This is a genomic window from Streptomyces sp. NPDC058620 (assembly GCF_042717135.1).
Classification (GTDB): domain Bacteria; phylum Actinomycetota; class Actinomycetes; order Streptomycetales; family Streptomycetaceae; genus Streptomyces.
Genome location: NZ_JBHXQO010000002.1, coordinates 295,059 through 307,556 on the forward strand (window position 1 = coordinate 295,059; position 12,498 = coordinate 307,556).

At 71.2% G+C, this 12,498-nt stretch carries 10 protein-coding genes; 6 read left to right on the plus strand and 4 right to left on the minus strand.

Going from position 1 to position 12,498, the window contains the following annotated elements; translation table 11 throughout:
- Positions 1 to 128: 128 nt before the first annotated feature.
- Both ACFWSK_RS03795 and ACFWSK_RS03800 read right to left on the minus strand, forming a co-directional pair.
- Positions 129 to 320, minus strand: coding sequence for a hypothetical protein (locus ACFWSK_RS03795; RefSeq protein WP_383781514.1), 192 nt, complete (start codon positions 318 to 320; stop codon positions 129 to 131).
- 209 nt (positions 321 to 529) lie between these two features.
- Positions 530 to 3,496 carry a BTAD domain-containing putative transcriptional regulator gene (locus ACFWSK_RS03800; protein ID WP_383781516.1) on the minus strand — a complete coding sequence of 989 codons (2,967 nt, stop codon included), beginning with the start codon at positions 3,494 to 3,496 and terminating at the stop codon, positions 530 to 532.
- 252 nt (positions 3,497 to 3,748) lie between these two features.
- On the opposite strand from ACFWSK_RS03800, the gene ACFWSK_RS03805 reads away from it, so the two are divergent.
- Positions 3,749 to 4,969, plus strand: coding sequence for an amidohydrolase family protein (locus tag ACFWSK_RS03805; protein WP_383781518.1), 1,221 nt, complete (start codon positions 3,749 to 3,751; stop codon positions 4,967 to 4,969).
- A 51-nt stretch (positions 4,970 to 5,020) separates the two neighbouring features.
- Here the strand turns inward: ACFWSK_RS03805 and ACFWSK_RS03810 are convergent, their stop codons facing one another.
- Both ACFWSK_RS03810 and ACFWSK_RS03815 read right to left on the minus strand, forming a co-directional pair.
- A complete protein-coding gene (locus ACFWSK_RS03810; protein ID WP_383781522.1) occupies positions 5,021 to 5,848 on the minus strand; it encodes a MerR family transcriptional regulator in 828 nt (275 codons plus the stop codon).
- A 291-nt stretch (positions 5,849 to 6,139) separates the two neighbouring features.
- Positions 6,140 to 6,343: a cold-shock protein gene (locus tag ACFWSK_RS03815; protein ID WP_003967102.1), complete on the minus strand. Its 204-nt coding sequence runs from the start codon at positions 6,341 to 6,343 to the stop codon at positions 6,140 to 6,142.
- A 309-nt stretch (positions 6,344 to 6,652) separates the two neighbouring features.
- On the opposite strand from ACFWSK_RS03815, the gene ACFWSK_RS03820 reads away from it, so the two are divergent.
- From ACFWSK_RS03820 to ACFWSK_RS03840, 5 genes are all read left to right on the plus strand, one after another.
- Positions 6,653 to 7,531, plus strand: a complete 879-nt coding sequence (locus tag ACFWSK_RS03820) for a menaquinone biosynthetic enzyme MqnA/MqnD family protein (protein WP_383781525.1) — start codon at positions 6,653 to 6,655, stop codon at positions 7,529 to 7,531.
- Positions 7,532 to 7,909: 378 nt separating this feature from the next.
- A complete protein-coding gene (locus ACFWSK_RS03825; RefSeq protein WP_383781528.1) occupies positions 7,910 to 9,607 on the plus strand; it encodes a serine/threonine-protein kinase in 1,698 nt (565 codons plus the stop codon).
- 72 nt (positions 9,608 to 9,679) lie between these two features.
- Positions 9,680 to 10,879: a cyclic dehypoxanthinyl futalosine synthase gene (gene mqnC / locus ACFWSK_RS03830; RefSeq protein WP_383781531.1), complete on the plus strand. Its 1,200-nt coding sequence runs from the start codon at positions 9,680 to 9,682 to the stop codon at positions 10,877 to 10,879.
- 7 nt (positions 10,880 to 10,886) lie between these two features.
- A complete protein-coding gene (locus tag ACFWSK_RS03835; protein WP_383781534.1) occupies positions 10,887 to 11,519 on the plus strand; it encodes a hypothetical protein in 633 nt (210 codons plus the stop codon).
- A gap of 213 nt (positions 11,520 to 11,732) precedes the next feature.
- Complete coding sequence (locus ACFWSK_RS03840) at positions 11,733 to 12,425, plus strand: demethylmenaquinone methyltransferase (RefSeq protein ID WP_383781537.1); 693 nt, start codon at positions 11,733 to 11,735, stop codon at positions 12,423 to 12,425.
- Positions 12,426 to 12,498: the final 73 nt, after the last annotated feature.

The following is a 12,498-nucleotide window of genomic DNA, read 5'->3' on the forward strand; positions in this document are numbered from 1 at the left end:
CCGGGTGGCCGGACCGACCGGCCGTACGGTGGCGCGCGTGCGTGAACCGCAGGGAGACACGCAGCGGCCGCGACGGCTCCCCCTCCGCGCCGCCGCGGCCGCTCCCCCGTACCCCCGCCGGAAAGAAGCTACTTCGCGGGCTCGGACGTGGCGTGCATGTCGTTGGTCGTCGCCTCGCCGCCCGTCGCGTGCATGTCCAGAGGCTTGATCGTCCCGCCTGTGGCGTGCATGTCCATGGTGGTGATCTGGTCGGCGTCGCCGCCCGTGGCGTGCATGTCCGTCGGCTTGACTACCGGGTCCTTCTTCGTCGCATCAGCCATGATGATCTGCTCCCGTTGGCGTACTTCGTATTGGTTGGGCGAGGCCCGCCCGGCTGTTCCCCCGTGGACTGCCGGACGGGCCTCCCAGGGCCGTTCACCATAGTGCTACGGCCTTTCGGCCACCCCGTCTGCCCCCCGACGCGACGGACTGACATGCATGAGAGTGGCGGTTCGCGATAAACGAACGATGAACGCCGTCCGTTGCGGCCCTACGCGGGTGCTACCGAGGCCACGGACGAGAGCAGGGCGCGGACATCGCCGGCCTCGTTCGAACCGAGTCCGTCGTAGATCCCCAGAGCCTCGCGCCAGCAGACCTGAGCGCGTCCGAACTGCCCGATGTTGTCAAGGGCGCGCCCGAGCACGGTGAGTACGTTCCCCCGGCGCCATTCGCCACCGATACCCCGCAGCGCGGTCAGAGCCTGCTCGGCCATGGTGGCGGCGTCGGCCGACCTGCCGGCGGCCAGGTCGACCTCGGCCAGCCGGAAGAGCGTCATCCCCTCCCAGAGGCGCTGGCGGCTTTCCCTGAAGACGTCCAGGGCTTCCAGAAGCCGGTCCGTGGCGTCGGTGAACTGTTTGCTCTGCGTGAGCGCCATGCCCAGCGCATAGCGACCGTTCGCGCTCCGGAGGGCGTGGCCCATGCTGTCGTAGATGTCTATGCCCTGCTGGGCGAGGGACACCGCGCTGCTCGTCCGCCCGGTTGCCAGATGGATGCGCGAGAGGTTGCACAGGGCGCTGGCTTCGCCGGGACGGTCCTGGATGCGACGGAAGCTCTCGATGGCCTGGGTCAGATAGGTCTCGCCGTCATCGTGGCGGCTCTGGTAGAGCGCCATGATTCCACGGGCGTTGGGAGCCCAGCAACCGGGCAGCGGATCGCGCTCGGCTTCGACGAGTCGCGTGATTTCCTCCGCTTCCTGCTCGGCCTGGTCGAAACGCCCCGACGTGTGGTGCACATCGGTCAGGGTGACCAGTGCCCGGACTTCGGTGCGCCGGTCCGTACAGGCCCGAGCGGCGTCCCGCACGGCGAAGGCGGTGGACTCGTACTGCTTCGAGTTGGCCCCGGACTCTCCGAGATCGAGTGCCGCCCAGAGGAGATCGACCGCCCGGCGCAGGGTGCCCGGCCCGGTCGACTGGCGGACGCAGGCGAGGAGCGGACCGGCCTCGGCGTAGAGCCAGTCCAGGGCCGCGTGCCGGTTCGCGAACGACAGGCCCTCGTACTCCGTCGATTCCAGGTGGTCCACGAGCCGGTCCCCCGGCCGCTCCAGCGCGTACACCCCCGCCGCCGTCGCCAGATAGAAGTCCAGCAGTCGCGAAAGCGCCAACTCCCGCTCGACCGGCGGCTGCTCGTCCCGTTCCGCGCATGCACGCGCGTAGAGCCGTACCAGGTCGTGGTACCGGTAGCGGCCCGGGGCCGCCGACTCCAGCAGGCTCGTGTCGACCAGGGACTCCAGCAGGTCCTCCGCCGTGTGCACCTCAAGGTTCAGCAGGGCCGCTGCCGCGGCCAGGGAGATGTCCGGGCCGTCCGCCAGGCCCAGGAGGCGGAACGCGCGGGCCTGGACCGGTTCCAGCTGGCCGTAGCCGAGTTCGAAGGTGGCCTTCACCGCGAGGTCGCCCGCCTGGAGTTCGTCCAGGCGCCGGCGCTCGTCGGCGAGCTTGGCGGCGAGGACCGAGACCGTCCAGGTGCGGCGGGCGGCCAGGCGGGAGGCGGCGATGCGGATGGCCAGGGGGAGGAAGCCGCAGGCGGCGACCACGTCCAGGGCCGCCTCGCGCTCGGAGTTGACGCGTTCGTCGCCGACGATGCGGGTGAAGAGCTGCAGGGCCTCCTCGGGGGACATGACGTCCAGGTCCACCAGATGAGCGCCCGCCAGGTCGACCATGCGGACGCGGCTCGTCACGAGGGCCGCGCAGCCCGCCGTGCCGGGGAGCAGGGGGCGGATCTGGGCCGCGTCGTGGGCGTTGTCCAGGAGGACCAGGATGCGGCGGCCGTCCAGGGTGGAGCGGTACAGCGCGGCCCGTTCGTCGAGGGAGTCCGGGATCGAGGAGTCCGGGGTGCCCAGCGCCCGCAGGAACGCGCCGAGGACCGTCTCCGGCTCGGCGGCCCGCCCACCGGCGCCCTGGAGGTCCACGTACAGCTGTCCGTCCGGGAAGTGCGGGCGGGCCTCGTGGGCGACGTGCACGGCGAGGGTCGTCTTGCCGACGCCCCCGATACCGGCCAGCGCGGAGACGGCCATGACGGACGCCTCGGCGGTGGCGAGGCGGTCGCCCAGTTCCCGTACGAAGGAGGCGCGGCCCGTGAAGTCCGGGACGGTGGCCGGGAGCTGGGCGGGGCGGACCGCGGCGGGCGCCGGGGCCGGATCATCGGCGGGGCGGGCCAGCTCCTCGTCCGCCGTGAGGATGCGCTGCTGGAGCTGGGCCAGCTCGGGGCGCGGGTCGACGCCCAGCTCCTCGGCGAGCAGCCGGCGCGTGTCGGCGTACACCGCAAGCGCCTCGGCCTGCCGGCCGCTGCGGTACAGGGCGACCATCAGCAGCTCGCGCAGCCGCTCCCGCAGCGGGTGCGCGGCCGTGAGGGCGGTCAGCTCGGAGACGGCCTCCGCGTGACAGCCGAGCTCCAGGTCCAGATCGAGCCGCGTCTCGGTGAGCTGGAGGCGCCACTCCTCCAGCCGGGTGCGCTGGTTCTCGGCGTATGGGCCGGGTACGGAGGCGAGCGCCTCGCCGTCCCACAGGCCCAGGAGTTTGTTGATCAGCGCGCGGGCCCGGTGCCGGTCCCCGGCGGTCCGGGCCTTCTCCGCATCGGCGGCCAGATCCTGGGCGAGCGTGACGTCGAGGGCGTCGCGGCCGATCCGGATCGCGTACCCGCCGGACTCGCTGATCAGGGTGTCCTGGCCGAGGATCTTGCGGAGCCTGGAGGCGTACGTCCGGATGGTGGCCAGCGCCTGGGAGGGCGGGTCCTCGCCCCAGAACGCGTCGATGAGTTCCGCCGCGGTGGCCGTCCGGCCGTCGCGCAGGAGCAGTGCCGTCAGGAGGGCGCGCTGCTGGGGCGAACCGGAGGGCAGCGCCTCCCCGCCGCGCCAGGCGCGTACGGGTCCGAGTACGGCGAAGCGCAGTGCGGTGCCGGATTCCCCGCCCTGCGGTGCACGCTGCTCCGGAACGCGCACGCGTGGCCCGTGATCACGGTCCATTGATGCCCCCTGTCCTGCTTGCCCGCCGGTCCTGCCCGATCGCGCCTGTTCGGTTATGCCCGCCCGTGTGCTGATCTGCGGCGTGCATCCGGATCGCTCCTTACCACTGGTATCGCGGTCAACAGTCTGCCTTGTTCTGGGCCGAGTCGTCAGCAATGGGTGACGCTCTGCACAACCCCTCGACAACGATTGGGAACCGGAGTGCCGTAGAAAAAGCTGACGGTTCGTCAGATCGGCGCTACCGTGGAGCACATGGAGACCTTCCCGAAGATCATCTCGGTGGACGACCACACAGTGGAGCCCGCTCATGTCTGGCGGGACCGGCTCCCGTCCAGGTACGCGGACTCCGGTCCGCGGATCGTCCGGGCGCCGCTCAGGGAAATGACCTTCCTGGGCGGCAAGTTCGCGCCCGTCATGGGTGAGAAGGGGGACGACGGGCCGGTCGGTGACTGGTGGGTGTACGAGGACCTGCGCCGCCCGCTCACCCGGCTGGACACCGCCGTCGGCTACGACCGCGACGAGATCAGGCTCGAAGTCATCACGTACGAACAGATGCGTCCGGGCTCGTTCTCGGTGCCCGAGCGGCTGGCCGACATGGACGTCAACCACGTCCAGTCCGCGCTCTGTTTCCCGACGTTCCCGCGCTTCTGCGGCCAGACCTTCACCGAGGCCAAGGACCGTGAACTGGGGCTGCTGGGCGTGCGGGCGTACAACGACTGGATGGTCGAGGAGTGGTGCGGCCCCGACGCGCGTGGCCGGCTCATCCCGCTCACCCTCGTACCGCTCTGGGACGCCCGGCTCGCGGCGGACGAGGTCCGGCGCAACGCCGCGCGGGGCGTGCGCGCGGTCGCGTTCTCCGAGATACCCCCGCACCTCGGGCTGCCGTCCATCCACACGGACGAGTGGGACCCGTTCCTGCGGGCCTGCGACGAGACGGGGACGGTGATCGCCATGCACATCGGCTCGTCGTCGAGGATGCCGTCCACCTCGGCCGACGCCCCGCCCGCCGTCGGGTCCACCATCACCTTCGCCAACTGCTGCTTCTCGATGGTCGACTGGCTGATGAGCGGCAAGTTCGAACGCTTCCCCAACCTCCGGATCATGTACGCGGAGGGCCAGATCGGATGGATTCCGTACATCCTGGAACGCGCCGACGTGGTCTGGGAGGAGAACCGGGCCTGGGGCGGCGTCGCCGACAAGGTGCACAGGCCGCCGTCCGAGCTGTTCACGGAGCACGTCTTCGGCTGCTTCTTCGACGACCCCTTCGGGCTGAAGAACCTCGACGCGATCGGCGTCGGCAACGTCCTGTACGAGACGGACTACCCGCACTCCGACTCGACCTGGCCCCGCTCCCGCGAGGTGGGGGAGTCGCAGATGGCGCACCTGGACGCGGACGTGGTGGACCGGATCGTGCGCCGCAACGCGATCGATCTGCTGGGGCTGACCGACGAAGGGCTGTGGGCGGGGGCGTGAGGGGGAGCGGACGGGGGCCTCCCGAACGGAGAAGGCCCCCGTCCGCCCGCGTCAGGCCCTCGCCACCGGTTCCTGGAGTTCCGTCACCCACGCGTCCCGGTCCGCTGGGCACTCCAGGTTGACCTCCCGGGTGTAGCCCAGCGAGCGGTATCCGTTGCTGTCCAGCCAGCGGGCCAGTGTCTGCTCGGCGGTGAGGATCTCGTCCATCGCGCCGCGGTGGACGATGGTCGCCGCCTCGAACGCGGGCAGGTCGACCACCGTGACGCCCGTGTCACCGACCGGACCGGCCGGTGCGGAGACCGTCACCCCCGCGTGCACGGTGATCGCGCCCTCACCCGCCGGGTCGTCCTCGTAGCGTGCGACACCCGGCCCCGTCGGGCTGATCCCGGCCGCCTCCAGCAGCGGGAACAACCGGTCGTACAGCGGGCCGATCACCGGGGTGATGGCCTGTGGCTCATAGCTCGCCGCGGTCCCGGTCAGCTCCGCGACCCGTACCGCCGGCACGTGCTTGATGACGACATCGTCTCCGGACATGTGTCCCTCGCTCTCGATAGACCGGAGCCTCGCCTCGACCTGTGCCAGCCGGGCCGCCGCGGCGGCCACGGCCGCCTCCAGCTCCGCGTGCCGCAGCCGCAGCATCCCGCGCAGCTCCTCGGGGCCGACCTGCTCGTCGAGGATGGACCGCACCTGCTGGAGCGTGAAGCCGAGGTCCTTGAGAGCGATGACCCGGTTGAGGCGGGCGAGCTGGGCGGCGCCGTAGAAGCGGTACCCGGTGACGGGGTCGGTGCGGTCGGGGCGCAGGAGCCCGATGGCGTCGTAATGACGCAGCATCCGGGCCGACACCCGCCCGTACCTGGCGAAGTCTCCGATGGTGAACATGATGTCTCCCAGTGCAGGGCCTCACACGGTGTGAAGGTCAAGAGGGCCCCCGGCCTGGCACGGCGAGGGCGGCCATGGCGGTCCGGGGCGCCTGAGCCGGGGAACGCGCCTGAGCCGGGGAACGCGCCTGAGCCGGAGAACGCGTCTGAGCCGAGAAGGCGCCCGAGCCGGAGAAAGGGGGCGCCCGACCCCCGTGCAGGAGAAAAGGCAGGAGCCCCGTTCCCCGCCGAGGCGGAGGAGCGGGGCTCCTTGGGTACTGCTATGCCGGCCGCGATCGACCGACCCGGGCAACTAGGCCGGGGTGACGTTCTCAGCCTGCGGACCCTTGGGTCCCTGAGTGACGTCGAAGTTCACGACCTGGTTCTCCTCGAGGGAGCGGAACCCGGACGCATTGATCGCGGAGTAGTGAACGAAGACATCCGGGCCGCCGCCGTCCTGGGCGATGAAGCCGAAGCCCTTTTCAGCGTTGAACCACTTGACGGTTCCGGTAGCCATAAGCCCTCCTTGGGCCAAAGGGTTGCCCTGCTCCAGAACCTGCAAACAAGTCTGAAAACTACAAAAGCCTGCGGGTTACATGCTCCGCAGGCTCTGTACTGCAAGGGAAACCAAACTGCAACTTGCGGCGAGCCTAGCACGCACTCTGCGGGGAGCGGTAGGGGCAAAGATCACTTCACCCGGATGTTTGATTAGAGGCACGGACGGGCTTGCGGAGAGGGACTCCGGGAGGGGGCTGCGGCCGTCTCGGGGCAGTGCCCGGGATGCCCCGCCGGTGCCGCCCGGCCGGCACGGGTCTAGCCTCGCGATGTGGACAATTCAACCGTCTCTCCCGTCGAAGGCGACGACCGTCGCAGCCGGCCGCGCGTCGGCCACATCCAGTTCCTCAACTGCCTCCCGCTGTACTGGGGACTGGCACGGACCGGGACCCTGCTCGACCTGGAGCTCTCGAAGGACACCCCGGAGAGGCTCAGCGAGCAACTGATCAGGGGCGAGCTCGACATCGGCCCCGTCACGCTGGTCGAGTTCCTGCGCAACGCCGACGACCTGGTCGCCTTCCCCGACATCGCGGTCGGCTGCGACGGCCCCGTCATGTCGTGCGTGATCGTGTCCCAGCTCCCGCTGGAACAGCTCGACCGGGCCCGGGTGGCCCTCGGTTCGACCTCGCGCACCTCCGTACGCCTGGCGCAGCTGCTGCTCTCCGAGCGGCACGGGGTCGAGCCCGACTACTACACCTGCCCGCCCGACCTCGGCCTGATGATGCAGGAGGCGGACGCCGCCGTCCTCATCGGGGACGCCGCGCTCCGCGCCAATCTGCACGACGCCCCCCGCCTCGGCCTCCAGGTCCACGACCTCGGGCAGATGTGGAAGGAGTGGACCGGGCTGCCGTTCGTCTTCGCCGTCTGGGCGGCCCGCAAGGACTATCTGGCCGCCCATCCCGAGTACGTGACCAAGGTCCACGAGGCGTTCCTGGCCTCGCGGGACGTCTCCCTGGAGGAGGTCACCAAGGTGGCGGAGCAGGCGGCGCGCTGGGAGGCGTTCGACGCCGAGCTCCTGGAGCGGTACTTCACGACGCTCGACTTCCGCTTCGGACCTGACCAGTTGAAGGGTGTGCGGGAGTTCGCCCGGCGGACCGGCGCGACGACCGGCTTCCCCGCCGACGTGAAGGTCGAACTGCTCGGCGGCTGACGGTGCGGCCCTCCCCGTACGACGGGACGGTACGGGGGTAATGGCCCGGGCCGGGAATGGGGGAATCCCGGACCCTCCGGATGTTTATCGCCTTAGCGCCCGGGGCGGGCCGGGGCATTCCCTTCCGGTGAATGGAACGAAAGCGATACGCGTCCGTGGGGTGTACCGGGACGCCGAATAGGGGGCGGCCTCCGGCGGGAGTCCCGCGCGCGCCCCGGTATCGACCGGATCAACGACACATTCACGCCTTTCGCGGTGGCGAAAACCGCCGTTCGTTCCCTATAGGGGTGAAATCGGCAGAACGTTTCCCTGTGACCGGGTGACCCATGCGCCTAGGCTTCGGTTCGCAGGTCGGGACGGTCCACAGGGGGAGTCCATATGCAGCCGCTGGAAGCCGGCGAACCGCGCACCATCGGCGCCTACCGGCTCCTCGGCAGGCTCGGTGCGGGCGGGATGGGCCGGGTCTATCTGGGGCGCAGCGCGGGCGGACGCACCGTCGCCGTCAAGGTCGTGCATCCGCACTTCGCGCTCGACGAGCAGTTCCGCGCCCGCTTCCGCCGCGAGGTCGAGGCGGCCCGGCGGATCGGTGCGCAGTGGACGGCCCCGGTCCTGGACGCCGACCCGGACGCCCCCGTGCCGTGGGTGGCGACCGGCTATGTGGCGGGCCCCCCGCTGTCGCAGGCCGTCACCACGCACGGGCCTCTGCCCGAGTACGCCGTGCGGACCCTGGGCGCCGGCCTCGCCGAGGCGCTGGCCGCCGTCCATGCCGAGGGCCTCATCCACCGGGACGTGAAACCGTCCAACGTGCTGCTCGCCCTCGACGGTCCCCGGCTGATCGACTTCGGCATCGCCCGCGCCACCGGCGCCACCGTCTCGCTCACCTCCACCGGAGTCTCGGTCGGCTCGCCGGGCTACATGGCGCCCGAGCAGATCCGCGGCCTGGACATCTCGGGTGCGGCCGACGTCTTCTCGCTCGGCGCGGTCCTCGCGTACGCGGCGACGGGCAGCGCCCCCTTCCCCGGTGACTCCTCCGCCGTACTCCTCTACAAGGTGGTGCACGAGGAACCGGAGCTGGGTGATCTGGAGGGCGAGCTGCGTGAGGTGGTGGCCGGCTGTCTGGCGAAGGACCCCGCCGGCCGGCCCGGTCCGGCGGACCTGGCCCGGCAGCTCGCGCCGGGTGGCGCCGCCGCGATGGTGGCTTCGGGCTGGCTGCCGAACTCGCTGGTGCGTGAGGTCAGCCGGGCGGCCGTGGCGCTGCTGGACCTGGAGCCGCAGGACGACCCGGAGCAGTCCGGTCCGGTGCCGTTCAGTAACGCCTCGCTGGGAAATCCGGTGCTCGGTGTGTTCGGGCCGCCGATCGCCGCCGTGCCGCCCCGGCCGACCGTCCCGCCGTCGACCGGTGGCCCGGGCGGTCCGGGTGGTCCCGGTGGTGGCGTGCCCGGGCCGCGTACCCCCGACCCCCGGCTCTCCGTAACCGTGAACGCCGACTCCTCGCCCGGTGCCCGCCGTGGCCGGCGGGTGAGCTGCACCGTGGCGCTTGCCGTGGCCGGCGCCCTCGCCGCCGTGACCGTGGGCAGCGGGGTGCTGTCGGGCCTGCTGCCGGACGGCGACGACGCGAAGAAGAACGAGAACGCGGCGGGGACACCGCCCGGACCCACCCGTTCGGGGAGGCCCTCGCCGGGTGCGACGGCGGGTCAGGGGGGCGCGCTCCCGGCGGCGTTCACCGGCACCTGGAAGGGCCCGGTGACCGAACGGAGCGGTGCCCCGCACGGCACGCTGACCGCGGTGTTCACCCAGGGCCGCAAGGGATCGGACGTGGCCCGGATGCAGGTGTCGCTGACCGTCCTCGGCACCACCGTCACCTGCCACAGCATCGGTGAACTCGCCTCCGCCACCGGCCGGGTGGCGAAGATCCGCGAGCGCCTCGACCCGGACAGGGCGAGCAGCACGGGCCTGTGCACGGGCGAACCCGCCGACCTCACCTTCACCCTGACACCGGAAGGCACCCTCGCCTACCAGTCGGACGAGGAGGCCGCCGGAAAGCCCCACGGCACGCTCACCCGGTCCGGCGACTGAGCCCGACGGGGGCTGGCGTAGGCTGGATCGGTCCGTGGATTCGTTGTAAAACCACCGAAAGGTGACAGCCCGGTGACCGAGAAGGCCGACCTTCAGACCGTCCTCGAACGCGCCGCCGAGGGTGGGCGGATCTCCCCGGAGGAGGCGCTCGACCTCTACCGGTCGGCACCGCTGCACGCGCTGGGAGCTGCGGCCGACGCCGTACGCCGCCGCCGTTACGCGGGTACGGAGCACATCGCCACGTACATCATCGAGCGCAACATCAACTACACCAACGTATGTGTCACCGCGTGCAAGTTCTGCGCGTTCTACGCGGCGCCGAAGGACACGGCCAAGGGCTGGTCCCGCGACCTCGACGACATCCTGCGCCGCTGCGCGGAGACCGTCGAACTGGGCGGCACCCAGATCATGTTCCAGGGCGGCCATCACCCGGACTACGGCGTCGAGTACTACGAGACGCACTTCTCCGCGATCAAGAAGGCGTTCCCGCAGCTGGTCATCCACTCGCTGGGCGCCTCCGAGATCGAGCACATGGCCCGGATCTCCAAGGTCTCGGCCGAGGAGGCCATCCAGCGGATCCACGCCGCCGGCCTCGACTCCTTCGCGGGCGCCGGCGCCGAACTGCTGCCCGCCCGGCCGCGCACCGCGATCGCCCCGCTCAAGGAGTCCGGCGAGCGCTGGCTGGAGATCATGGAGATCGCGCACGGCCTCGGTGTCGAGTCGACCTCCACCATGCTGATGGGCACCGGCGAGACCAACGCCGAGCGCATCGAGCACCTGCGCATGATCCGTGACGTACAGGACCGCTCGGGCGGCTTCCGCGCGTTCATCCCGTACACGTACCAGCCGGAGAACAACAAGCTGAAGGGCCAGACGCAGGCCACGCTCTTCGAGTACCTGCGGATGATCGCCATCGCCCGGCTCTTCCTCGACAACGTCGCCCACATCCAGGGCTCCTGGCTGACCACCGGCAAGGAGGTCGGCCAGCTCTCCCTGCACTACGGCGCCGACGACCTCGGCTCGATCATGCTGGAGGAGAACGTCGTCTCCTCCGCCGGTGCCAGGCACCGTTCCAACCGCATGGAGATCATCGACCTGATCCGCAAGGCGGACCGGGTCCCCGCCCAGCGCGCCACGACGTACGAACACCTCCTCGTGCACGACGACCCGGCGAACGACCCGGTCGACGAGCGCGTCGCCTCGCACATCTCGTCCACCGCCATCAAGGGCGGCACGGCCCACCCGGAGCTCAAGCTCCTCAGCGCCAACTAGGTCCGTCTTGCTGACGATCCACGCCGCCGACGCCGTACTCGGCGCCCCGGAAGGGGCGGACGCCGTGGCCGTGGACGGCGGGGTGGTCGTCGCGGTCGGCCCGTACGCGGAACTGGCCGCGGCCCGCCCGCAGGCCAGGGTGCGGCGCTGGTCCGGCCTGATCACCCCGGGCCTGGTCAACGTCACCGCCACGGCACTGCTGGAGACGGCCTACCACCCGGACCCCCGGGAGGCGGACGTCCTCGGCACCGAACCGCTGACCGGCGACGCGGTCACCGCACTCGGCATGGACGACGCCCGCTGGGGTGCCAGCGCCCGCCGAGGACTGCAACGGATGCTGCGCCACGGCACGACCGCCGTCGCCGGAACCTTCACCCGCCCCGCCGTGCGTACCGTGGTCGTCCGCTCGGGCCTGCGCGTCCACGCCCCGCGTACGGGCGCCATGGACGTCCCCGTCTCCCTGGACCCGCTGGCGGGGGTACGGGCCCCGGCGGACGCGTTCGCCGGGGCACCGGCCGTCGGCGCCCCCGCCGACCTCGCGGTCTTCGCGGTCCGGGACGCGGAGCAGCTCGTCGCCGCGGGCGCGGGCAGCTGCGTCGCGACCGTCCTCGGCGGGCGGCTGGTGTTCCGCTCCTCCTGATGTCGACCCCCGGTACAGGGGTCGCTGGTCGGCCCGGGCGAAATCCCCGAAGCCGGCATCACGAGCCGGGTCCCGGCCGCGTGTGACGGACATCCGCGCCCCTCTCCGTTGTCCGGCCGTCTCACCCCGGTACTGAGTGACGACGGACCCAAAAGGTCGAAGCCGTCGTACGCCGCTGCGGAACGAGGGGTGCCGGGCTGCTTGAATGGGCGGGTGACCCGAGCATCCCTGGACAAGCAGCCGCACGAAGTCGCCTCGATGTTCGACGACGTGGCGGCGAAGTACGACCTCACCAACGACGTGCTCTCGCTCGGCCAGGCCCGGCTGTGGCGCAAGGAGGTCGCGAAGGCGGTGCACGCGCGGCCCGCCGAGAAGATCCTCGACCTCGCGGCGGGCACGGCGACCTCCTCGCTGCCGTTCGCCGCGACCGGCGCGTACGTCGTGCCGTGCGACTTCTCGATCGGCATGCTCCGCGAGGGCAAGAAGCGCAACTCCTGGCTGCCCTTCACCGCGGGCGACGCCACGAAGCTGCCGTTCCGCGACGAGACCTTCGACGCGGTGACTATCTCCTTCGGGCTGCGCAACGTCCAGGCGACGGAGGAGGCGCTGCGCGAGCTGTACCGGGTGACCAGGCCCGGCGGACGCGTCGTGATCTGCGAGTTCTCCCAGCCGACGTGGGCGCCGTTCCGCACGGTCTACACCGAGTACCTGATGCGCGCCCTGCCGCCGGTCGCCCGCGCGGTGTCCTCCAACCCCGACGCGTACGTCTACCTCGCCGAGTCGATCCGCGCCTGGCCCGACCAGGCGGGCCTCGCCGGCCTGCTGCAGAAGGCCGGCTGGTCCGACGTCGCCTGGCGCAACCTCACTGGTGGAGTCGTGGCACTGCACCGGGGCGTACGCCGCTGACGCGGGGGCCGCGGCCCGCGCGGAACCCCCCCGCGGGGCCCCCCCAACCGACAACCCCAAGCACATCCCCCGC

Bases quoted from the DNA above. Each gene is read 5' to 3' on its own strand.
- ACFWSK_RS03795 (WP_383781514.1), bottom strand. From the start codon at position 320: ATGGCTGATGCGACGAAGAAGGACCCGGTAGTCAAGCCGACGGACATG.
- ACFWSK_RS03800 (WP_383781516.1), bottom strand. From the start codon at position 3,496: ATGGACCGTGATCACGGGCCACGCGTGCGCGTTCCGGAGCAGCGTGCA.
- ACFWSK_RS03805 (WP_383781518.1), top strand. From the start codon at position 3,749: ATGGAGACCTTCCCGAAGATCATCTCGGTGGACGACCACACAGTGGAG.
- ACFWSK_RS03810 (WP_383781522.1), bottom strand. From the start codon at position 5,848: ATGTTCACCATCGGAGACTTCGCCAGGTACGGGCGGGTGTCGGCCCGG.
- ACFWSK_RS03815 (WP_003967102.1), bottom strand. From the start codon at position 6,343: ATGGCTACCGGAACCGTCAAGTGGTTCAACGCTGAAAAGGGCTTCGGC.
- ACFWSK_RS03825 (WP_383781528.1), top strand. From the start codon at position 7,910: ATGCAGCCGCTGGAAGCCGGCGAACCGCGCACCATCGGCGCCTACCGG.